Annotated in this window: 28 protein-coding genes; 3 read left to right on the top strand and 25 right to left on the bottom strand. The window is 50.9% G+C overall.

The window, feature by feature from the left end; all coding sequences use genetic code 11:
- Position 1: 1 nt before the first annotated feature.
- The 5 genes from NQZ67_RS15775 to rpsF all read right to left on the bottom strand — a co-directional run bounded on the left by NQZ67_RS15775 (position 2) and on the right by rpsF (position 3,258).
- The gene (locus tag NQZ67_RS15775) at positions 2-1,009 is read right to left on the bottom strand and encodes an NAD-dependent epimerase/dehydratase family protein (protein ID WP_257447626.1); all 1,008 of its coding nucleotides are present in this window, start codon (positions 1,007-1,009) and stop codon (positions 2-4) included.
- Positions 1,006-1,899, bottom strand: a complete 894-nt coding sequence (locus NQZ67_RS15770) for a GNAT family N-acetyltransferase (protein WP_257447623.1) — start codon at positions 1,897-1,899, stop codon at positions 1,006-1,008. Before NQZ67_RS15770 ends, NQZ67_RS15775 begins: the two co-directional genes overlap by 4 nt.
- Before the next feature lie 178 nt (positions 1,900-2,077).
- A complete protein-coding gene (rpsR, locus tag NQZ67_RS15765) occupies positions 2,078-2,362 on the bottom strand; it encodes a 30S ribosomal protein S18 (protein ID WP_257447620.1) in 285 nt (94 codons plus the stop codon).
- Positions 2,363-2,389: 27 nt separating this feature from the next.
- On the bottom strand, positions 2,390-2,938 hold the full coding sequence (gene ssb / locus NQZ67_RS15760; RefSeq protein WP_257447617.1) for a single-stranded DNA-binding protein: 549 nt from the start codon (positions 2,936-2,938) through the stop codon (positions 2,390-2,392).
- A 35-nt stretch (positions 2,939-2,973) separates the two neighbouring features.
- A complete protein-coding gene (gene rpsF, locus NQZ67_RS15755) occupies positions 2,974-3,258 on the bottom strand; it encodes a 30S ribosomal protein S6 (RefSeq protein ID WP_257447615.1) in 285 nt (94 codons plus the stop codon).
- A gap of 221 nt (positions 3,259-3,479) precedes the next feature.
- On the opposite strand from rpsF, the gene NQZ67_RS15750 reads away from it, so the two are divergent.
- On the top strand, positions 3,480-3,665 hold the full coding sequence (locus NQZ67_RS15750) for a YjzC family protein (RefSeq protein ID WP_257447613.1): 186 nt from the start codon (positions 3,480-3,482) through the stop codon (positions 3,663-3,665).
- Positions 3,666-4,813: 1,148 nt separating this feature from the next.
- Here the strand turns inward: NQZ67_RS15750 and NQZ67_RS15745 are convergent.
- The 20 genes from NQZ67_RS15745 to NQZ67_RS15660 form a co-directional block, all read right to left on the bottom strand.
- A complete protein-coding gene (locus NQZ67_RS15745) occupies positions 4,814-5,560 on the bottom strand; it encodes a hypothetical protein (protein ID WP_257447611.1) in 747 nt (248 codons plus the stop codon).
- 489 nt (positions 5,561-6,049) lie between these two features.
- A complete protein-coding gene (locus NQZ67_RS30650; RefSeq protein ID WP_371825312.1) occupies positions 6,050-6,337 on the bottom strand; it encodes a phBC6A51 family helix-turn-helix protein in 288 nt (95 codons plus the stop codon).
- An 80-nt stretch (positions 6,338-6,417) separates the two neighbouring features.
- Positions 6,418-7,482 carry a hypothetical protein gene (locus tag NQZ67_RS15740; RefSeq protein ID WP_257447609.1) on the bottom strand — a complete coding sequence of 355 codons (1,065 nt, stop codon included), beginning with the start codon at positions 7,480-7,482 and terminating at the stop codon, positions 6,418-6,420.
- A gap of 54 nt (positions 7,483-7,536) precedes the next feature.
- Entirely contained in the window at positions 7,537-10,965 is a 3,429-nt protein-coding gene (locus NQZ67_RS15735) for a hypothetical protein (protein ID WP_257447606.1), read from the bottom strand.
- The gene (locus tag NQZ67_RS15730) at positions 10,965-11,216 is read right to left on the bottom strand and encodes a hypothetical protein (RefSeq protein WP_257447604.1); all 252 of its coding nucleotides are present in this window, start codon (positions 11,214-11,216) and stop codon (positions 10,965-10,967) included. The genes NQZ67_RS15735 and NQZ67_RS15730 overlap by 1 nt, the downstream gene beginning before the upstream one ends.
- Before the next feature lie 89 nt (positions 11,217-11,305).
- Entirely contained in the window at positions 11,306-11,806 is a 501-nt protein-coding gene (locus NQZ67_RS15725) for a hypothetical protein (protein WP_257447602.1), read from the bottom strand.
- Between the two features lie 283 nt (positions 11,807-12,089).
- Positions 12,090-12,287, bottom strand: coding sequence for a hypothetical protein (locus tag NQZ67_RS15720; protein ID WP_257447601.1), 198 nt, complete (start codon positions 12,285-12,287; stop codon positions 12,090-12,092).
- Positions 12,280-12,603 (bottom strand): hypothetical protein, encoded by a 324-nt coding sequence (locus NQZ67_RS15715; RefSeq protein ID WP_257447599.1) that lies wholly within the window; start codon positions 12,601-12,603, stop codon positions 12,280-12,282. Before NQZ67_RS15715 ends, NQZ67_RS15720 begins: the two co-directional genes overlap by 8 nt.
- Positions 12,603-13,235 carry a hypothetical protein gene (locus tag NQZ67_RS15710; RefSeq protein WP_257447597.1) on the bottom strand — a complete coding sequence of 211 codons (633 nt, stop codon included), beginning with the start codon at positions 13,233-13,235 and terminating at the stop codon, positions 12,603-12,605. Before NQZ67_RS15710 ends, NQZ67_RS15715 begins: the two co-directional genes overlap by 1 nt.
- Positions 13,236-13,287: 52 nt before the next feature.
- Complete coding sequence (locus NQZ67_RS15705; RefSeq protein WP_257447593.1) at positions 13,288-13,509, bottom strand: cold shock domain-containing protein; 222 nt, start codon at positions 13,507-13,509, stop codon at positions 13,288-13,290.
- A complete protein-coding gene (locus NQZ67_RS15700; protein WP_257447591.1) occupies positions 13,484-13,699 on the bottom strand; it encodes a hypothetical protein in 216 nt (71 codons plus the stop codon). The genes NQZ67_RS15705 and NQZ67_RS15700 overlap by 26 nt, the downstream gene beginning before the upstream one ends.
- Positions 13,700-13,873: 174 nt before the next feature.
- A complete protein-coding gene (locus NQZ67_RS15695; protein ID WP_257447589.1) occupies positions 13,874-14,029 on the bottom strand; it encodes a hypothetical protein in 156 nt (51 codons plus the stop codon).
- A gap of 218 nt (positions 14,030-14,247) precedes the next feature.
- On the bottom strand, positions 14,248-14,472 hold the full coding sequence (locus tag NQZ67_RS15690; RefSeq protein ID WP_257447587.1) for a helix-turn-helix transcriptional regulator: 225 nt from the start codon (positions 14,470-14,472) through the stop codon (positions 14,248-14,250).
- Positions 14,473-14,555: 83 nt separating this feature from the next.
- Entirely contained in the window at positions 14,556-15,455 is a 900-nt protein-coding gene (locus NQZ67_RS15685) for a hypothetical protein (RefSeq protein ID WP_257447585.1), read from the bottom strand.
- Positions 15,452-16,156 carry a hypothetical protein gene (locus NQZ67_RS15680; protein ID WP_257447583.1) on the bottom strand — a complete coding sequence of 235 codons (705 nt, stop codon included), beginning with the start codon at positions 16,154-16,156 and terminating at the stop codon, positions 15,452-15,454. Before NQZ67_RS15680 ends, NQZ67_RS15685 begins: the two co-directional genes overlap by 4 nt.
- 82 nt (positions 16,157-16,238) lie before the next feature.
- Positions 16,239-16,418 carry a hypothetical protein gene (locus tag NQZ67_RS30645; protein WP_371825315.1) on the bottom strand — a complete coding sequence of 60 codons (180 nt, stop codon included), beginning with the start codon at positions 16,416-16,418 and terminating at the stop codon, positions 16,239-16,241.
- Positions 16,419-17,352: 934 nt separating this feature from the next.
- The gene (locus NQZ67_RS15675; RefSeq protein ID WP_257447580.1) at positions 17,353-17,694 is read right to left on the bottom strand and encodes a hypothetical protein; all 342 of its coding nucleotides are present in this window, start codon (positions 17,692-17,694) and stop codon (positions 17,353-17,355) included.
- Positions 17,691-17,876 (bottom strand): hypothetical protein, encoded by a 186-nt coding sequence (locus NQZ67_RS15670; RefSeq protein ID WP_257447577.1) that lies wholly within the window; start codon positions 17,874-17,876, stop codon positions 17,691-17,693. The genes NQZ67_RS15675 and NQZ67_RS15670 overlap by 4 nt, the downstream gene beginning before the upstream one ends.
- Positions 17,873-18,184, bottom strand: coding sequence for a hypothetical protein (locus NQZ67_RS15665; protein ID WP_257447575.1), 312 nt, complete (start codon positions 18,182-18,184; stop codon positions 17,873-17,875). The genes NQZ67_RS15670 and NQZ67_RS15665 overlap by 4 nt, the downstream gene beginning before the upstream one ends.
- 111 nt (positions 18,185-18,295) lie before the next feature.
- Entirely contained in the window at positions 18,296-18,565 is a 270-nt protein-coding gene (locus NQZ67_RS15660) for a hypothetical protein (protein WP_257447572.1), read from the bottom strand.
- 134 nt (positions 18,566-18,699) lie between these two features.
- Here NQZ67_RS15660 and NQZ67_RS15655 point away from each other — a divergent pair, with 134 nt between their 5' ends.
- Both NQZ67_RS15655 and NQZ67_RS15650 read left to right on the top strand, forming a co-directional pair.
- Entirely contained in the window at positions 18,700-18,951 is a 252-nt protein-coding gene (locus NQZ67_RS15655; RefSeq protein ID WP_306812919.1) for a helix-turn-helix domain-containing protein, read from the top strand.
- A 14-nt stretch (positions 18,952-18,965) separates the two neighbouring features.
- Positions 18,966-19,484 carry a hypothetical protein gene (locus NQZ67_RS15650; RefSeq protein WP_257447566.1) on the top strand — a complete coding sequence of 173 codons (519 nt, stop codon included), beginning with the start codon at positions 18,966-18,968 and terminating at the stop codon, positions 19,482-19,484.
- Positions 19,485-19,565 lie beyond the last annotated feature (81 nt).

Genomic DNA, 19,565 nt, shown 5'->3' with positions numbered 1-19,565 from the left:
GTTAGGACGCTCCTTCCTCGGCCCAACGCTTATTCCACAGCTCAAGCAGCCTCTGCTCCTTCTCCGCCGCGAGCCCTGCTTTGCGCTCCGTCCTCTCCTGCCGTTCGTTATCCCATCGAAGCGTATCCTTTATCGTTTCCTCCAACGGACGGTATGCGAGTCCCGCATTTATCGCTTTGCTCACATCGATGCTCATAAGCGAATGCAGATTTTCCGATTCCGGAATCCATAGCGGCATTTCGATCCATGCCCCGACTTCATGCTCCTTAAGGAAATCATCCGTAACCCACGTGAATGACGCATCGTCGGCCACGGTACGAGCGCAAGCCTGCAGGAATCGGCCCATGGTGAGCGGCTCCGATGGTCCCGTTGCCGTGAAGATCCCCTTGCAACGCTCCTCAATCTTGCATACGATCCACTCTGACAAATCTCGGACATCGATGAATTGTACAGGCGCTTGCGGATTGCCTGGAGCAAGCACCTCGCCACCCCGCGCGACGCGGCTAGGCCAATAGGTCAGCCGATCCGAATGATCCCCTGGACCGGCAATTAATCCGCAGCGAACGATCAGCGCTTCGCCATCCATCTGCTCCATTACCAGCTCTTCGCAGCGCGCTTTCATCGGTCCGTAGGCCGTCTGGACGTCTTCCATGCTCTCATCCTCGAGCTTCTTTACGGGATGATTCTCGCTAATGACACCAGGCACTTTCTCATCATAAACATCAATCGTGGAAATGAACGTATAATGCCTCACCTTCGTGCTAAGCGCCTCCAACGACTGTTTGACGACCCTGGGCACATAACCGGACGTATCGATCACGGCGTCCCATTCTCTCCCCAATAGAGCATCCAGCCCACCGTCACGATCTCCCGCTAACTGCTCCAGCTGAGGGAACAGCTCCGGACGATTGCCACGGTTAAATAAGGTGACCTCATGTCCTCTTCGCAAGGCCGTCTCCACAATCGTCTTCCCGAGGAAGCGCGTGCCGCCCAGCATTAACAGCTTCAAATCGATCCCTCCATCGCCCTTGACATATATACTTGCGAAGCACCCGGTTTAAAGCCAAGCTTGCTAAGCTCCTCCATGAGGAACGCTTCGGTGCCCCTAACCATGATCGTCCGTCTGCACCCGTCCATCTCCGGCTGAAGCACGCGCGCTAACAAGGAACGCAGCAGCAAGCTGTTGTCCTTCGATTCGGATTCGCTTATAAGCCGGCATTGGCCCACGGATATCCCTGCTAATCGTCCATTCCTATCGAATATCCGCCTATATAATGCATATGCGCATTCCCGATCTTTTTGGTCATAGGCGAACATGACTTCTCCGTCCCAGCGATAATTGGCCCATTGGAGCTGCCAAGGCATCACATTCTCATAATCCCGCAGCTCGTGAGGGGCGGCATGCCTGTATGTATAAGGAGAGTGGGTTGCGACGGCTTCGAGGAGAGCAGGCAGCGATGCTTCGTACGTCATGTGAGTCATCTCGTCTGCTATTTCGTATCCCTTGCTCAGGTACAACCGGATTGCCCGCTCATTAGCTCTAATGGCTTCCAGCGTAGCGAGCTCCACGCCTTCTTCGCGATAGATCGTCAGCGCCTGATCGATCATCCATTTGCCGATTCCCATTCCCCGGTATTCCGGCGAGATACCGGTTCCACCGTTCCATGACACGTTGCGGCCTTGAATGACTCGAATGCCGTTTAATACGATACCGACAGGGATCCCGTTCATGTAAGCAATAAAGGATAATTTCGGTGACAACCCCTCTTGCAGCATTCTGATGTGAAACCGCTCCAGCGTCATCGACAAGTCGACGTAATAGCCGGTAAATCCCTCATTCCATACCTGCACGGCCTCATCCAACGTACATTCGTTTAACCGTTTTAGGGTATACGCCAACCGTCATCTCTCCCTTTCACTTACAAAATAGAATGATCAGTCGGTTTTATTGTATGATGTTTCCTTCCTCTTCACAAGCGGAATTTCACCCCATATCTTTCCGTCTGACCAATGCTTACAATTGCGCAAAAAAAAGAGCCTCCATTCGGAGACTCTTCTCTCTCTGTCCATCCTTCGACTATTCAGTCGTGTATGGCAGAAGCGCGATTTGACGGGAACGTTTAATCGCGATTGTCAGCAAGCGTTGGTATTTCGCGCTTGTGCCAGTCACGCGGCGTGGCAAGATCTTGCCGCGCTCGCTAATAAACTTCTTGAGCAAATCCGTGTCTTTATAGTCAATGTGAGTAATTTTGTTTACAGTGAAGAAACAAACTTTACGGCGCTTGTTGCGACCGCCTTTACGTCCGCTGAACTTACGCTCTGGACGCTCGCCGCCGTCGTTCTCTCTTGGTTTGAAAGCCATGGTGTACATCCTCCTTCTCGTCGAAAATTAAAATGGTAAATCATCCTCGGAGATGTCAATCGGGCGTCCGTCATCCTTGAACGGATCATTGTCGTTCCGTGATTGATTCGAACGATTGCCGCCATACCCGCCGCCGCTGTTGTTGCCTCCACCGTATGAAGAGTTGCCTCCTCCTCCGCTGTAGCCACCGCCGCCGCTATTGCCGCCTCCACCGAATCCGCCGCCATTATCCTCACGCTGTCCTCCGCCTTCGCGGCTCGACTCCAGGAACCGGACATTGTCTGCAATAACTTCCGTTACATACACACGCTTGCCCTCGTTGTTCTCGTAGTTCCGCACTTGAATGCGACCTTCAACCGCCGTTAAGCGGCCTTTGCGCAAGTAGTTGGCACACGTCTCCGCCAGCTGACGCCATGTGACGACCGGGATAAAATCCGCTTCGCGCTCGCGGCCTTCGCCGCCGCTGAATGGACGATCCACGGCTAACGTGAATTGCGTAACCGCAACCCCTGCAGGCGTATAACGAAGCTCCGGGTCTCTCGTCAATCTGCCAATCAATATTACACGGTTCAACATGTCATGACCTCCCCATTGAACAAATCTTGCGTTGACTAAGCTACGTCTCTGACGATCAACGAACGAATAACTTCGTCGGAAATCTTCATGATACGGTCAAGTTCATTCACAACTTCAGTCGTTGCGTTGAAATGTACCAGTACGAAGTACCCATCACGAAGCTTGTTGATCTCATACGCAAGACGGCGTTTACCGATTACGTCTGTTTTCGTAACCTCGCCACCGTTGGAGATGATGCCATTGAACTTTTCAACCAGAGCTTGAACGTTTTCTTGCTCTACGTCTGGACGAATGATGTACATCACTTCATATTTGCGCATTGTGTTTCACCTCCTTTTGGACTAACGGCCCCGCAAGCGGAGCAAGGAACGAGCCCTAGGCTCGCATCTCTATACTATATCAAATCTTGCCCACCATGACAAGTGCCCGCATCCAATCCGATATCTGTCATTCATGCGGAAGCCTTGCGGCGCCTATACTAAACCGTGGACGACGCTGCTCGAACGCGGCTTGTCCGAAATTCGACTGGAGGTGCTTGGCAGTGGGCGAATGGACGGTATTTAACCAAGGCGACAGAGCTCCTAACGACGGAACTTATATCGAGACCGGCGTGAACGATTACCACATGGGCATTGAAGATCCGAAGAAGGTTAGGCTTCATAAAGGCGAACGTTTCCCGCAGAATACGAACCACGAACGCAAGTGGATCCGCATGCCGAAACGTTAATTTAAAAATTCGTTGAATAACAAGCTCGAATTCTGGTCAATCTATATCTCGACGGTGGAAGAGAGGTGTGGTTCCATTGGACCTATTGGTGCAAGGATCTCAGAGTATTTCATCCACTTCACGTTAAAGCGAGGGGTTGTGCCGCAGAGCACTTTAGGTAACACCGCGTTTTGAAGCGCGAGAGCATTAACTATCGGTTAATCTCGGATGTTTCATTAAGTTGTTGTGCGAGGATACACGATACCAGATCAAACACCGTCAAGGAAGAGGGCTCGCGAGAGCCCTCTTCTCTTTTGCCCGGAATTGCCCGCATTTTTAAGGGGCCTCAACTTTTTTTATCAGATGTGAATAAGAACTCTGCATTCCGGCCATTCTATAAGTGACGGTGGAAGAGAGGTGTGGTTCCATTGGACCTATTGGTGCAAGGATCTCAGAGTATTTCATCCACTTCACGATAAAGCGAGGCGTTGTGCTAAAGAGCACTTTAGGTAACACCGCGTTTGAAGCGCGAGAGCATTAACTGTCGGTTAATCTCGGATGTTTCATCAAGTTGTTGTGCGAGGATACACGTTACCATTTCAAACACCGTCAAGGAAGAGGGCTCGCAAGAGCCCTCTTCTCTTATGTTTTGGGGCGTTATCCTTCCTTATAGGCGACACTGGCTTCCGTGACTCAATATTCGACTTCCAACGGCTTATTGGTGCCTTCAAGGGCTTGAGTCAGCCATCGCTGACTCCATCGATACCATTCTCGAACCCATACGAATCAGGTTACAGGATCGATCAAATATAGCCCACATGTCCCCCAGCTTAACAGCCACCATCCCCTATCTAGACCAGTTTCCCTTGTCGTACTCGGGCGATGTAATGGCGTGCAATAGTTATGGCTCCCCGATTACCATCCCTTTTGCCGTTCGAATAATTTCTTCAATCAATTAAATTGCAACAAAAAAAGCGACCTCGTCTGAGATCGCTGTTCGTTATTGTTTAGTGGCGGAGAGGGTGGGATTCGAACCCACGCACGCTTTGACACGCCTAGCTGATTTCGAGTCACGCTATGACCCGTAAATTGGCGTGAAGGTCCCGTTAATACAACGTTTGCTTACGTCCACATACCGTACTGATTCGATGGCTTCTACGCCTATTGAATTAGTTCCTACCTATTATATAGCGATTTACGGCTGAAGTAAACTTCTCAACATCAAACCCTTTATCCCTAAATATTTTCGTCAATTTATTTTCGTTGGGATAGATAAGTTCGGCATAGGCAATCGAAAATTTCTCCAATACACCAATAAAATCTCCGATAAAATCATCACCCAGTGTAATCTTCCCCTGGCTTATACTAAAAGCATACGTACTGGATATTTTATCTATATATGCTGTAGAACTTCCGTCACTATGAACAAACCTATTTCGAATTGTCATCATATCAAATATATATTTCCAATTAGGAATCTTATCTAACTCAGTGAATCCGTTTTCGATTAAAAATCTCTTCGCTACCTGAATCGTGCTTAGTTTTCTCGACCTCCTACCCATTTTCCGTTTATATTTATCAAACTGATTTTCGTTATTGTATGAATCACACGGAGAGGTAATAACGTTCTCTATAAACGCACATAGCGAGGTCAACAGTGATACTCTCATGATGTTACTAAATGATTTATATTTACGAACCTCACCGTAATAAGATAGTTCCTTCATCGTAAGTTTAAATAACTCACCTTTATTATCCGGGCGGCTATCGTCCAGTAACGTTATTTCACGCTTTAAGCTTTCATTTATGTAATTGTTGTAGTCTCGAAAATAGTTCAAGTTAGCAAGTACTGGGTACGATGTTGTCGCTAGTAAAATCTTAAGTTTCCGATTAATTTCTTCACTAGTTTTCTCCATAACGTCACTCCTATCCTTATACTTATATGTAATATATTTTATGCAACTCCTCCATTAACTTCAAATCATTTCCTGAAGTTTATTTTTCTGCGCGTAAATTGTGAGTGCCTGATGCGGCCGCCTGACGATACCCCCTTGGGGGTCTCCGCTCGCCATCGGATCCGGTCCGGTCACGATCGGCGTTATACATCCGTATGCATATCGATACCTAGCTGATTGCTAATCATAACGGTATGATAAACGCCCGGAATCGTAATCCTGGCGCGGCTTCTGACGGACCGGTACGCCATCGACCGTTTATGCAGCGAATATGCACCGTTTTTATGCACGATTTACGCATAAATATACGAATTGACCCCGTGAGTTACGGAGCGTCGTCCGGTACGAGGCGCCAGCCGCTGAAAAGTTTCGGAGGGCCCGTACGTCTGAAGCTCGCTGCACGAAAACCCCCGAAAATTCTCCGAAATGTGTAGTTTTGGGACGTGAATTCTACGCCAGTATACGGCTCGAACGTAGCATAAACTCTAGGGTTTCCGCGTCATACGAGGTTTTTCGTATATTGGATACACGCATCCGACGCATCCGACTCCTAACCGTCTCATCGATCGCTTTACGTAACGCTTTATCGAAGTCTGACCGTTGTCTCCAGCGGTACAATTGGCGCCTACTTATCGAAAGCTCTTGCGCTATTTCCTCCTGGTTCCTATGCGGTAATGACGCAAGCAATCGTATCGCATCGTAGTGTTTATCGGTTAACGGATCTATACGACGGCCCATTACGCACACCTCCTTGTCCACGTTTTTGTACGTACTCACACACGATTAAGGCCCCGCTGGATGGCGGAGCCCCTTCGTTATTACGCTGATTCTAATGCGGATACGCGCGACTCTAGACTCGACAACCGCGATTCAATACCGCCTAACGCCTGCGCCAGCGTCTCTCCGTCCGTTGTACTGTACAAACGGGCCCAGGTTGATACCGTTACACGTCCGCCCGAGCTCGCTGGCTGCAGTTGAATATCGCCGGATGCCGTCGTTAACTGCAGGTTATTTGTGCCCGAAATACGCATCGTATTCGATAGGCTCGATATCTGCCCCCGGACAAAACCGCCTTGTACAACGTTTATAACCGGCGAGCCCGCGTAGTCTGCGTTAAATTGGATGTAGTCGGAGTCGCTTTTGAAAACGGTAAAGGCTTTATCATCTGCGCTCATTTGGGCTCGCGGAAACACGCCGGGTGAATCTGTCATGATCTGTGCGCCTGTTAGAAAAGCGCCTAGCGGCTTACTATAATAGCGTAGCCTTACGTTTTCGTTGATCGGTACTGGATGGAGAAAATGTACGCCATCCTTCCGCATAATTGCCGCTGTAATATTTCCGCCTACTTCCGCGCCGCTAAAATGATTGAACGCATTGTATACGATCTGATCGACCGGTTTCCCGGCACGCAACAACGGGTCCAAAAACGTTGCCGTCTCTGATGCGTAGTAACCTCCGGTATGCGGCGTGCTGCTATCCGGCCCGACCGTAAACGTCTTGATCTCGAAGTTATCCGTAGGATTCATCGTATAAACTACGACGCCGTCATCGCCGTACTCGGCCGCCAATACCGCCACGTCGCGTGTATGCTCCGGTAAAGATTCGTACGTTATTTCATGGTTCGCTTTAAAATCCGCGCAACATTTACGCACAATATCACGAAGTGATTCGGCGGTCTTCTTCGGCTCGGATTCAAATAGTTTATAAACGTTGAGCATAACGTCAACCGAACCCGATCCGAAAATCAAGAAAGGTCCAATTTGCCGCAGTTTGTTAAAGTGCTGCCTAGTACGGAATAACTCACCGTCTACGCTAATGGTTACCGCTGTATCCGCGGCGATAAACAATTCATCGTTATTCTGAATGCAAATGCACATACTCATTATTCGGTTCCTCCTAAGTTAAGGCCCCGCCAGTTAGACGGAGCCTATGCGTTATCATACGCTTCTCGTATATTGTTTTCTCGCCATCTCCGCGGCCATGTCAGTAGCAGACCGGCCCATCGACCGTACGTCAATCTCGTCCTCGAATACGGAATCGTGCAATTCCATACCTACGAGCTTCTCTATATGGACTCCACCGCGGTTACCGCCAGCTTCGAACATGCTCCGGATTTGTGCCGGAGTCATAACGACCTCACCCGCGCGGAGAATGGCGCCGATTTCATCCGGAAGAAGCATATTACCGGCTTTAAAATTGCCGGATCCGACGATACCGCCCGTATGGAACAGCGGCGCCCCGTCGACGAACCATTTACCGGAGCCGTCGTCGTAGTTAGCGCCGATCGATGCGCCGAGTCGTTGATTTTCCGCAGATAGCCGCGATCTACCCGCCGCATCCGCCGTATGCCACGCTTTCGCATTCGCTGCCATTTGCGCCGCTACGGACGCCGTATTACCGGATCCGACGCCGGACATAATCGACTCATACTGCGATTTGAAGCGCTCGAGCTCAGTTAATATCGAAGCATTCGTCGACGTGAACGCCTTGAAGCGTTCGTTCTCCGTTTGCTGATAAATCGTAATAAAATCGCCGTTATAGCCTTCGATCTGCGTTTTCAAATCGGCGTACCACGATTCGATATCGGCCTGCTGGCGGTCGAGTGCGGATAGCTTCTCGTCGCGTTCGTCTTCGAGCGCCTGGCGTTGGTCGTCGAGATTCATCTGACGTAGCTTTTCCTGCAGCTCCGCGAGATGACGGCGGCCTTGTTCCGATGTGGCGCCGCTGTACTTGGCGATTTCCGCAGCCAGTCCGGCCCGTTCCCGCTGGCGTTCGCCGTCGTCGAGCAGCTTTGTCTGCATATCATAGAGGTCGCGGATGGCTTTACGGCGCTCGTCGATGGCGTCGAGCTCCGCCTTCTTCTGCTTATCGATCGCTTTAATCGTGGCGTCGGCGGTCTCCTTCGCCTGCTTCTGCGCGTCGGCCGCGGCTTCTTCTGTTTTGCGCATTAGGTCGAGTCGCAGCTGATATAGCTCCGTTTCCGCGCGCTTATAATACTCCGAATCCTTTTCATAGCGGCTCCGTACTCGCGTCCAGGCTTCGAGCCTCATCTGCGCGATCGCTTCTTCCGATTCTCCGGCCAGCGTCATCTTCCGAGTTTCCTGCTCGATCCAATCGGCGGAATGGTCGAAACGTTCACGCGCGGATTCGGCCGCCTGGTTCTCGCGATCGGCCGCGATTTGGTCCGCGATACGCTGGCGCCGGCTCTCCGCATCGATCCATATATCATCGTACTTCTCGTATTTTTCGGCCAACTCCGCGAGGCGTTTTTCTTCCTCTTCCTCCGATAATTTACCGAGAAGTCGGCGGATTTCAAGTTGTTGCAACGCGCCGCGGTACGCTTCCTGCGCAATTTGTTCGGCCGTCTGCTTAGTTTGCGACGATACCGAGGACGAACCCGATTTGCCGGCCGTTGCGCTAGTGTCGTCCGTTTTCGTCCGGAATGCGTCTATACCCACGGTCAAATCGTCGAGCAGCTTATTAGCGTGGTTGATATCGAATCGCGTCTGATTGATTTCGTCGTTAATGACCGTCTTCGCACGTTCCGCGGCCGCCTTCGCTCCCGCGCCGATGAACCCCGCGAACCCTTCGTTTAGGAATGGCGCCGCGGCCGTCGACTTACCTTCGATCTCCGCAAGTTTCGTCATAGCAGCCGAAGCCAACCGTACGCGCTCCTCCGCTTCCGTCTTCGCCGTTTCGATAATCTTCTTCGCTGCCGCTACCGCCGCATTTACGCGATCCTTCTCACCGCGAATATAACCGTCAAGCGCGTCTTTGTTAGCGATGTGCCAACGGTTTTCCTTGTCGAGCTGCGCGTTTAGGGCCGGATATTCCTGCTTAAGCTGCTTCACGATCGAGGCCAGGCGCGATTTCTGCTCCTCGGATAGGCTTTCGAGTTCGTTCAGCTTTGCGTATTCGGACGACAATGCCTCGAGCGTCGCAACGTTATCGGCGGCCGCTATGTTCGACTCCATTTGTTGACGGGTTAAGTCCGCCAGTGCGCCGAGCGATTTATCAACCGTTGCCCCCATCGATCGGAATGCGAACTCGGCCGCCTCGATGTTATCGTAGCCCATCCCTTTGATCTCTTTGTCGATTGCTTGAATAGCGTCTCCGATATCGAGAAGTCGGGCCGCTGTTTCCGGACTTCCGATGCCTTGTTCGCCGAGTCTCTCGAGCGCTGTTCCTTGTTCGATAAGCTCGTTACGACGTTCGAGGACTTCGTTCAGCGCTTCCATCTGCGTCGTCATCTGCTTATATTGCTGCGCGTTAAGGATTCCGTCCGTCTTCTCGAGCGCGTCATTTAGCGCGTCTTGATTCGCGGCGAACTCGCGAGCTTCTGCGCTTGCACTATTAGCCGCGGCCGTATACGCTGAAACACCCGTAACGACCCCGCCGAGAATCGTAATTGCCCATCCGATCGGACCGAGCGCCGCATTAAGTCCGCGGACTGCTACGGATAATACGCCGATTGCTGTCGCAAGTGCGAGCGTAGCAGTAACCGTTGCCGTAACCGTTGAGACGACTTCCTTATTCTCGGTCGCCCATCCGGTAAATTGCTTAATGAGCGGCGTAATTGTCTCCGTTATCTTCTGAACGGTCGGTAAATATGCCTCGCCGAGCTCGACGCGCGCCGCCGCTAACGTTTGGTTGAAATCCGTTTGCGCGCCGGTGTACCCTGCGAGGGCGGTCTCGGCATTTCCGGAGAACATCGCTGCTTCCGATATGATACCGTTATAGGCCGCTTGGACCTTCTGTGCCTCCGTTAGCTTAGCCGCGCTTGTGCCGATCGACTTCGCATACCTATCATAGAATACCGATAAGTTGGTGGTGATGCCGGCCGCGTCTGTCAATTCGGAATTACCCATTTTTATACCGCGGGCTACCTGGACGATAGCTTCGCCCCAACTCAAATGAGCTTCGCGACCATATGCGGCTGCGTCCGCCGTTGCTTCGGTTAGTTTTATGGACTCTTCGAGCCCGAGGCCCGCCGCTAGTGTCGTTTTCAGCGTATCGGCCGCTTCTCGAACGCTCAGGAATCCGCGCGCTGCCAGGTCTTCGGCCGCCTGCGTAACAGCATCAACGTCATGACCTAGCGCCTTCGCCACTTCCGTAACGCCTTGCAGCGACATCGCGAGCGTATTCGCCTCGTCGGCAAGCGACTTAACAACGCGAACGAGTCCGACTAATGCTGCGGAGGCGCCGACGGCAGTTAAGGCCGACTCCAATACGTCAAAGCTACGTGCTGTCTTATCGACTTCGATACTCACTTCGCGTAAGTCACGTTTTGCACGGGCCATACCCGACCGGAAGTTATCCGTTTTTAATTCCAAACGGGCCTTGATAGAGCCGATCTCAGTCACCATTAGACCACCGCCTTTACAACCGCTTCGGTCATAAACTTACGTAGTACCGGACCTACTTCCGGTATAACCCCAGAAATCTCTAGCTTCTCGAGCATACAGCCAACTCCGAACGTTACGGCCTCGCGCTTCTCTTCGTCGCTTCCTTCCGCTTCCATAATCCGTTCAATATTCGTCACGTCTCGAGCCAGGTATTCCGCTAGGTATCCGCTGAACCCCGCAGCCCGTAGCGCTGTCTCTATCGTCTTTTCCATCCCGTTTCCTCCCATAGTAAAAAAAGAAGCCAACGGAATTAAATCCGCTGGCCTCGCGTTATGATTACCGTTATTTAGGTGGCAGTCCGTTAGTTACCGTTCCCCGCCGCTACCAATTCGAGCACACGGGTTTTATATTGCAAGTACGTCGCTGCGTCATCGGCTGAGTGCGTACTTAGTGCTTTACCGAATAGCCGTTGTAACCCGTCCATGTTGATCCTGAGACCGGAAATATCCGCGGGAGTACCCAGCTTTTCGCCGATATAGCAAATATACTCGTCGCCGGTTACCGAGCAGCCGTCATCAGTGAGTGATATTTTCAATTCCGTCTGATTAATAGCCGGTCGTGTATTCCAAAGTTCAAACCACCAAGTAACCGATGAGTGCGCCTTTACCGTTATTGATGTGACGCCTGCCGGTACAATAACCTCGTTGTCGCTTCCGAAGTATGGGAACATAGATGTATGTCCATCATTAACGTACTCAATTCTAATTGGCCCCGCGCTTGTTTTTACCTTAATGTAATTAAAACCAGTGATATCGACAGTTCCGTCGCCCTTACCGCTAATCACTTCCATATTGATTGTCATTATTATTTCCTCCCTACTTGGAATGTAACGTATAGGCCTTAAAAGGTATTCCGTTTGGTTCAATTAGAATCTGATTAAACGGACCGGTTCTCTCCCAGAAGATCTCTCCGCCGGACATCGAGTACTCAAATTCCAATGGGTTAATATCAGTTCCGAGGTAAAAGGTAATCTCGGGACCGCCATAAACACCCTTACTATATATCGCAAAACCCTCACATTCCTGCGGCAAATAAACTTTTACAGTCGTATTACCTTTGAACGGATGACGTACGATCATATCCCTCTATACCTCCATATACCTGCCGAGCTTCAATTCGCGCTCAAGTTCGTCAATTTTACGTGAGAGTTCCGGAAGTCGACCGTAGCCGACCATAGTTCCGGGACGCTCTTTTCCGTATCCCTTTACGCTAGGGCCGCCGTATTTTGCGTATTCTTCGAGATATTGCCGTTTGAGTATCGCCCATTCGGTCGCTTTATTCATCGGATGCACCCGCCAGGTCACGTTTAAGCGATGCATATTGTACGCGATCCTCGATGCGGCCGGACTTGACTGCTTTGAGCCGCGCTGCTTCTACGGCTTCCTTCGTCACCTTTTCGGGCTTCGGCGGCTCGGCAGGCTTGTCCGGGACTTCGCGGTGAACACGCTTAGCATTCGTATACAAAACGAGATGTTCCGTTCTGCCGGTTGCCGCCGCCACCTTCGCCATGCGGTCGACTTCCTCCGCGGTGATTGCTTCTCCGGCCGATACTTTACGGCCAATTTCGCCGATCGTTGTTACGATATCGCGTTTATCCATTACGCTGCACCTCCGTTTTTAGTCCGATCAACGCCGGCCGGCAGTTTACGGTACTTGCCAATGTCCATCAGATCTTCGTTATTTACTTGCGGTAAGGAGGCCATCGATTGAATTACCTTGTGTACGGAGATTCCGTCTCCTGGTCGACGGTCTTGATACTCCAGCTGCTGTACTTCGTAATGTGCTGCGTGATATCTCTCGTCCAATTCGTACATGTCGAGAACGGCGTTGTAATACGCATCCCTTGCCGCGCGCATACGGTCGACGATTGGCTGCAGTTCTTTCGTACGGACCTCCGTCATATACGGCCCGTTCCAGTTAATAACGAGGTCGCGAATGGTAATACGTTCTGCGGCGCCGGCTTCGCGTGCGTAGTCCTGCACTTTCGTATATTCGAGCGCGGCTACCTCGGCCTCTTTCTGCGCTTCTACAATCATGCTACGGGTGATTGCTTTTTCAACGCTCATATCAGCACCGGACTGAAACTCGCGTTGCATCAACGCCTCATATTCCGCTTGTAGTCCGCTTACCTTCGCTTGCGCTCGCGTCAGCAGCTCCGCATAACGGCCGATAACCGCCTTAAACTTCGTACCCTGTTCGTCGTATCTCTGCTTTAGCTCCCATTTAACCATCCATCGTATCTCCTTTATCGTTTATAATCGTGCGGACAACGTTCGCCGCGTCTTAAACTCTGGCCGGTTCAATTACGAACACGTCAACCGCGCATCTACGGTCTATATGGTCCACACCTTCGGCGTATGTAACTACGTCTCCGGTGTTTAGTTTTCGGAACCCTTCCATAAGAATAGCGGTTTGGTGTACGAAAATATCGCTACTCCCATCGTGGCTTTCGATAAATCCGACGCCTTTGTTAAACCACTTAACCGTTCCTTTTTTGTTTTCCATGTTTCTCGTTCCCCCGTTTATTTGTTTTTGTTCGAACTAAGCTCGGAGCCATGAGCCGGATATGACGGTCCGAAGCGCTGTCTCCGTAGTGGAGCACGCCTGCTATGTCGCCGGTCATCGAATCGACGATGGTCACACGTTTTAGATACGGCTTACCCGGTTCTTCTTCGATCGCGGAAACGAATAGCATTGCGATTACCTCCTACGTTTCATTACGTGGCCCTCATAATACCGGCATTGTGCTGGCTCGTCCCGATAATACTTGCATCGCGGATCCTTCTCGGTTGCCAGCGCCATCATTAGCGCGCATGTTCGATCCGGTCGGATAAAGTCGCAGTAATTCCGTGCTTGCTCGGCGTGCCCGTTATTCATCGTCCGCACTTTTCGGCGTTAACTCGTCCACTTCGGCGCAGTAGACAGCGAAAGCCTCTTTATCCGTAGAGCTAACCCATACTTCTGGTGAACCAAAACGGTCCGAGTGTTTTCCGGCCTCCATAATACCGCTCCAAATTGCGTCCAATGACGTATCCTCTTCGGTTACAGGCCATTGGCCCTTTACGTATTCGTATCCGGCCGGTGCGTATATTCTAACGACATGGTGCGGTACTTCCTTGATTGTCTCGATAGTATGATTGACGCACATCCTGCCCCCTCTATTTGCTACGAACATTCTCGACATCCTTTCATAAATTAATGCTTAGACGCGTTAAAGTAATTGGTCAAAAAATAAAGACGCTGCTATAGCGCCAATTTTTCGGACTCTTTTGCACGGGCGATCGCTTCCATAATATCCTGGCCGGCGCCAAATGTTTGCGCAATCCGAATACGCAAGTTGTCTGACACGACGCGATGACCGTTCTCCACGGCTGCAATCGTCGAAGTCGATACCTTCAGCAATGCGGCTAGTTCCGGCTGCGTCATCTCTTTGTACACGCGGATGGCTCTTACCGTCTCTCCGTTCATATCCCTTTCCCCCTTTGAATGTGTGAATGTTTACAAGAATGGCAAATTAAATAGGCCGAGAACACCCGTTCCCTTCCCACCTATTAGGCTAGATGTCCGAGGTATCTCCGGCATTCCGTAAACTCCGGCGTTAGCGGCCGGTCCTTCACGTAGTAGACGACCACGGGTCCCGCTAGTTCCGCCGCATCCTTCTCCGTCCGCCAGCGTTTATGTTTGTTCGGTGAATAGTGACGGTCGGAATCCATGTTTATTTCCGTCGGCTTTCGGCGGCCGCGTTCCTGCCGTATTCTTCGCGCGTCGATAGACTTGTCCGGTTCCGCGCTGACCGTTTCCCCGCGCGTGGTGATTTCGAATAGCTCCACCGGCGAGTAAAACGGATATTCGTGTTTCTGCCGGTCACGGTAACGTTTCAGTTGCGGGCTCTCATGGCGCTTTAGCCGTTTCCGGACCGCGTCCTTACGTCCTCTACACCGCTCGCCACATACCTTCGCGAGTCCGTTACGCGAATCGTCGATAAACTCGCAGCGGCATACTTCGCATAGTTTGATGCGGTCGACTGCCCGTTCCGGTAATGGCTCAGCGAAGCACCAACGTTGATAAGCGTCGTCTAAATGCCGGCGCGCGCCTTCGCCAATCGGCGGATAATCCTCGTCCTCATCCGCTTCGATTTGTGCTTTTGTACGGAGCGAGAGTCCTCTAACGTGATCTTCCGCCAGTATGTAATCAGCCATCCGCTCGAGCCATCTCCGCTGCGATAACGTCGGCATAACCAGCGGACCCGGCGATTCATTGAACCGGAAGACGCCGCTATATGCGCGGTGCTTCGAATACGCGGCCGCCTGGCGCTTCGTAAAATAGCCGTATGCCTCCTCCGTGCCGAGCGCAGCGATTGCAACGGAGCTGCGAACCGGTGCGGGGTGTACGGCGTGACGGCGGTAATCGGACCGTTTAGTATTCTGGTATAAGTCGCGTGCGTGAATCATGTTATTGCCTCCTGTTCTAAATGTTTTACCAACTTCCGGGCGAGCCTTTGTCTCACCCTCGATGCTTGTTTCCGATCCCTTACCTCAATTGTTTTTGCGATTTCATCTAGTGTTGCATCGGGACACGTTCGAAGGAATTGAAGTAGTTCGTACTCTTGATGACTTAGGTCCGGATCCTCGAAAATATCTTCAATTGTCATTCTTAATAATGCCTCTTGCTCCGCACTAGGTACTTCTCGGCATCTTTCCGCTAATTTGAGCACATTCTCCACGTCTAGCGATCGAGCCGTATGATTAATGCGCCTCTTCTTTCTTTTCGCCATTCGGACCATATCTCGACCTGCATTCGCTATTGCACCACGTAAGTAGTCGAAAAAGGTACCGTCCATGCCGTCATACCTTAACGCCGCTTTAACAACGATAAATCGAAACTGACTTTCGAAATCGTCCTCGTAAACTCTATAATTTCGGCTTGTCTTCGCCCAACGTGCGGCTTCCCTTCTAACGAATGCGTCCGTTTGGTACGATAATTCCTCGAATCCGTACCGATAAGGATCGGGCTCCCCTCGTTCTTCCCTCTCTATACAAGTACCTCTGTAATTAGCCCAGGCCCGGTCTACTGCGCGACGACGGCGGTCTATATATTCCTGTTTTGCGACATGGAGGAGCACTTCTTCCCCTACCCTTTGAAATACGGACACGTGAGCAGCCCCTTAGAAAATTTATTTTGGAAAATTGTAATTTGCCTGCCACAAACACATTAAAAACGACGTTAATACTACGTCATCCCCTTTGGGGCCTACGTATACCCTCCGCCCCCTTATCCGGTACATACTCCGACATATCATTACGAAGTCTATCGCTATCTCCGAATATGAACATCTGATAACCTGGTTGAAGCCGATTATCCTCGATCCGCAACAACTTGTGACCGCGGTACATCAACCAACCGGCCATTCGCATTGAATGAACGATTCTCATTCCGTCATCTTCCTTTCAGATGGTGTAAAGCAGACCCGGTTATCTCCGGGCGACCTCGCAACCTCTTTACGCATTTGTTGATTGTTCATCGTTCATCGTCTCCCTTATCGTTGGAATATTTATGTCGTGCGGGTAACCCGCTTCAGACCCTCACTTATATAACCGCAGCTGATCGCCGTTTTGCACACTTCGGCGGGGATAAATTTTGCGGCATCACTTATATAACCACCGCTCGCAGCCATCTCGCACATCCCCGGATAATTTGCGCCTCACTTATATAGTCGTAGTCCGGTTCACTTTCGCACACTTTCCGGAAAAATACCTCCTAACTAGGTAAGGACATCCTTTTAGAAAGTCGGCACTGTGATTTTCGGTAATTTGTGTCTAATTTGTGAACTCTCTTTTACTCCGAAACCAAGAGCACATACGTTCGTATAATTGGGTATAGAAACAACGAAGACGCCCGGTATACGATGCCACTCGCGCCGGACGTCCCTTAAACCCCGATGACCACACGCGCCAAGAACGAATGACGGTTCCGGCCGCCATTGCCGATTCGTCCAGTAGCCAAGCTACCCGCGTAATCATCCGCAATATGTGAACCGGTTGCCCATGGTTGCCGCCATGAGTCCGGTAACACGCGATCGGCCGGGATAGTTGCAGCTACCCCGACGGTAATGCACGAACGTAGTTGCAGCTACGTCCGGTAAAGCTTGTCCGCATAGCGATCCTCTAACCGGTTGCCGCCGGCAAGGTACGGACTTCCAGCCGAAAAGGCCGGACGGTAACGCTGACCTGGCTGGGCATGCGGAATAGGCACGCAACAACTGTTGGCGCAATTATGGCGGCTATCCGCTAGGGACAAACGTCCCTTTCACCGCGAAGCCAGCGCGGATCATCAGGCGGAAAACTCCGATCACTTCTTCGCTACCTCCAACTCAACGTGGACATCAGCGTACATAAGAACTTGCGTCACAAACTGCCAGGCGGTCATGGCCGTCAAGTCTGCGTATACTTCGTCGATAACGGCGTCGCCGTGGGTAACGTCCGAAGCTAACTGAACGGTCTCGTGCTGCAAGACGTACAACGTTTCCTTTCCGTCTACCTTCCGGACGGGCGCAACGAAAAGCTCACCACGGCGGCTAACGTACATAGCGTGGTAACCGTCGACAAGGCGGCCGTGTTCAATTACGTACTCTACGCCGGACCCATCGCCGGTGTCGTCGTAAGGACCGTGAATAAGTGCTATGCGCTTCATAATGACGCACCCCTCTCCGCTTCAACGCGCGAACGGAACGCGTCGCGATACGCGATCAACCGCACGAACCGGTTCGATGGCGGGCGCTGCGTCGTGCGGCCAGTCAATACATCATACCGGCGCTGACTATAGGAGTTAGCTTTCCGCGTATAGAATAAAACTCGATCGGCCAATGTTTTCATACGACCCTCCGCCTCCTTCCGTTCTTACGAAGATCGAATCCGATTTCGGCTAAATGTGTGCAACGTACCGGAACGTATCCGTAAGCTGGATCGGCGCCTGCCGGCAATAGCTTCTGCATCGACGCCGGACTGACGAATGCGGATTGACGCGTTTTGCGGAGTCCGACGGCCGCAAGCGTAAGTTCGTAGAAACCGTTGACTTCATTACTCCGGGAGTAACTGACCGGTAGCGGGTCGATCGTTTCATCGTTCTTAAATTCGCCGGTTTGCATGTTGAATTGGCGTATGTTGAACGTTCTCTTAGGCATTATCGCGCACCTCCGAGCCACGCACCGAAAGCAGCACGCAAGAATTCACCGAAGATTGCGCCGAGGATCCGAGCGACCAAGCGGCCACGCGGCGTGCGGGAAACGGAACGATTAGGCGTATTGGACGAAGCGAGAACGAGCATCATCGGTGCTCACCTCCTTTTTAGCGGGCATCCCCGTTAATGAAACGAGTTGATCGGCGTTAACGCGGACGGTTCCGAGTACTTTACCGCTGCCGATACCGGTTACGGCGCGGAAGAACGGCGGCTGTACGATAAAGCAAGTCCAACGATCGGAGTCGAGGATAGTGACGCGAAATAGCTGCAATTCGGGAACGAGTACGTAGCGGAGACGAGTTGTGCGGGCGGTAACGTTTGGCATAAGATGAAACCTCCTAATAAATATAATTGTAAGAAATGCGACGTTTTGATAAACTAAACGTATTACCCTGTAAGTCGACATTTCGATATGTCAACATGTTGTGCATGAGTACATATTACACCCTTGTTTTCAGCATGTCAACATGTTGTGCATATTTTTTTGGAGGAGTTTTTATGGTCGTACGATGTAGACTTGGAGATATCATGAAACAACGTGGATTAACAAATAAAGATGTCGTCGAATTAACCGGTGTTAGCCGCAATACGATTACCTCACTCGCAGCCAACGCGACAAAGCGGATTGATTACGATACTATCGAAGGTCTCTGTAAAGGACTCGGCATCACGCCTGGTGAATTAATCGAATTTGCGCCGGATAATCAGTAGATGGAGGAATCATAATGCCTTTTTCGGATTTGATTACGAGGGGAACCAGCCTTCATGGCCTTCCAGTAGATGACCCCGAAGTACAAAAGTGGATTACGGATTGCTCTAGTTCAATTAGGGGGCGATTTGAGGAAAAAAGGCAGGGAAAACCAATTGAGTTAGTTACCTTCAGAAAAGCATCGTTCCATGAAGGTAAACTTAGTGTTTTGAAAGCACTTCAAGATAAGGCAATTCAGAAATCAATTAAAGCCTCACTGATTACAGTTAACCAAGAAGTCAAACAAATACAATCAGTTCATACCGAATTGATAAACCAAGTACATCTAGCGATTGAATACTCAGACCTAACCGAAGAAGAGAAAGCAGCCGCCATGGATTTAGTCGAACAAGTAAAGGAAGAGGTTCAAAAACCGACTACCAACTGGGAAAAGGTCACTAATCTACTTCGCCGCAGTTTTGATTATGGCCTGAAAATTGCACCGGACATAGTTAAATTAGCTGATGCTTACTTTCGCTCCAGGGGCGGTAAATAGGACGGAATTATCACGATAATACATATTTACGAAAGTGCAGCCGCCATTTGCGCGGCTTTTTTCGTAGTCAACTACAAGGAC

Origin of the sequence: Paenibacillus soyae, from assembly GCF_024623455.1 — a bacterium.
Taxonomy (GTDB): domain Bacteria; phylum Bacillota; class Bacilli; order Paenibacillales; family Paenibacillaceae; genus Pristimantibacillus; species Pristimantibacillus soyae.
This window is presented reverse-complemented; position numbering and strand designations above follow the sequence as displayed.

Bases quoted from the DNA above. Each gene is read 5' to 3' on its own strand.
- rpsR (WP_257447620.1), bottom strand. From the start codon at position 2,362: ATGGCTTTCAAACCAAGAGAGAACGACGGCGGCGAGCGTCCAGAGCGT.
- ssb (WP_257447617.1), bottom strand. From the start codon at position 2,938: ATGTTGAACCGTGTAATATTGATTGGCAGATTGACGAGAGACCCGGAG.
- rpsF (WP_257447615.1), bottom strand. From the start codon at position 3,258: ATGCGCAAATATGAAGTGATGTACATCATTCGTCCAGACGTAGAGCAA.
- NQZ67_RS15745 (WP_257447611.1), bottom strand. From the start codon at position 5,560: ATGGAGAAAACTAGTGAAGAAATTAATCGGAAACTTAAGATTTTACTA.
- NQZ67_RS30650 (WP_371825312.1), bottom strand. From the start codon at position 6,337: ATGGGCCGTCGTATAGATCCGTTAACCGATAAACACTACGATGCGATA.
- NQZ67_RS15740 (WP_257447609.1), bottom strand. From the start codon at position 7,482: ATGAGTATGTGCATTTGCATTCAGAATAACGATGAATTGTTTATCGCC.
- NQZ67_RS15735 (WP_257447606.1), bottom strand. From the start codon at position 10,965: ATGGTGACTGAGATCGGCTCTATCAAGGCCCGTTTGGAATTAAAAACG.
- NQZ67_RS15730 (WP_257447604.1), bottom strand. From the start codon at position 11,216: ATGGAAAAGACGATAGAGACAGCGCTACGGGCTGCGGGGTTCAGCGGA.
- NQZ67_RS15725 (WP_257447602.1), bottom strand. From the start codon at position 11,806: ATGACAATCAATATGGAAGTGATTAGCGGTAAGGGCGACGGAACTGTC.
- NQZ67_RS15720 (WP_257447601.1), bottom strand. From the start codon at position 12,287: ATGAATAAAGCGACCGAATGGGCGATACTCAAACGGCAATATCTCGAA.
- NQZ67_RS15715 (WP_257447599.1), bottom strand. From the start codon at position 12,603: ATGGATAAACGCGATATCGTAACAACGATCGGCGAAATTGGCCGTAAA.
- NQZ67_RS15710 (WP_257447597.1), bottom strand. From the start codon at position 13,235: ATGGTTAAATGGGAGCTAAAGCAGAGATACGACGAACAGGGTACGAAG.
- NQZ67_RS15705 (WP_257447593.1), bottom strand. From the start codon at position 13,509: ATGGAAAACAAAAAAGGAACGGTTAAGTGGTTTAACAAAGGCGTCGGA.
- NQZ67_RS15700 (WP_257447591.1), bottom strand. From the start codon at position 13,699: ATGCTATTCGTTTCCGCGATCGAAGAAGAACCGGGTAAGCCGTATCTA.
- NQZ67_RS15690 (WP_257447587.1), bottom strand. From the start codon at position 14,472: ATGAACGGAGAGACGGTAAGAGCCATCCGCGTGTACAAAGAGATGACG.
- NQZ67_RS15685 (WP_257447585.1), bottom strand. From the start codon at position 15,455: ATGATTCACGCACGCGACTTATACCAGAATACTAAACGGTCCGATTAC.
- NQZ67_RS30645 (WP_371825315.1), bottom strand. From the start codon at position 16,418: ATGCGAATGGCCGGTTGGTTGATGTACCGCGGTCACAAGTTGTTGCGG.
- NQZ67_RS15675 (WP_257447580.1), bottom strand. From the start codon at position 17,694: ATGAAGCGCATAGCACTTATTCACGGTCCTTACGACGACACCGGCGAT.
- NQZ67_RS15670 (WP_257447577.1), bottom strand. From the start codon at position 17,876: ATGAAAACATTGGCCGATCGAGTTTTATTCTATACGCGGAAAGCTAAC.
- NQZ67_RS15665 (WP_257447575.1), bottom strand. From the start codon at position 18,184: ATGCCTAAGAGAACGTTCAACATACGCCAATTCAACATGCAAACCGGC.
- NQZ67_RS15660 (WP_257447572.1), bottom strand. From the start codon at position 18,565: ATGCCAAACGTTACCGCCCGCACAACTCGTCTCCGCTACGTACTCGTT.
- NQZ67_RS15655 (WP_306812919.1), top strand. From the start codon at position 18,700: ATGTCAACATGTTGTGCATATTTTTTTGGAGGAGTTTTTATGGTCGTA.
- NQZ67_RS15650 (WP_257447566.1), top strand. From the start codon at position 18,966: ATGCCTTTTTCGGATTTGATTACGAGGGGAACCAGCCTTCATGGCCTT.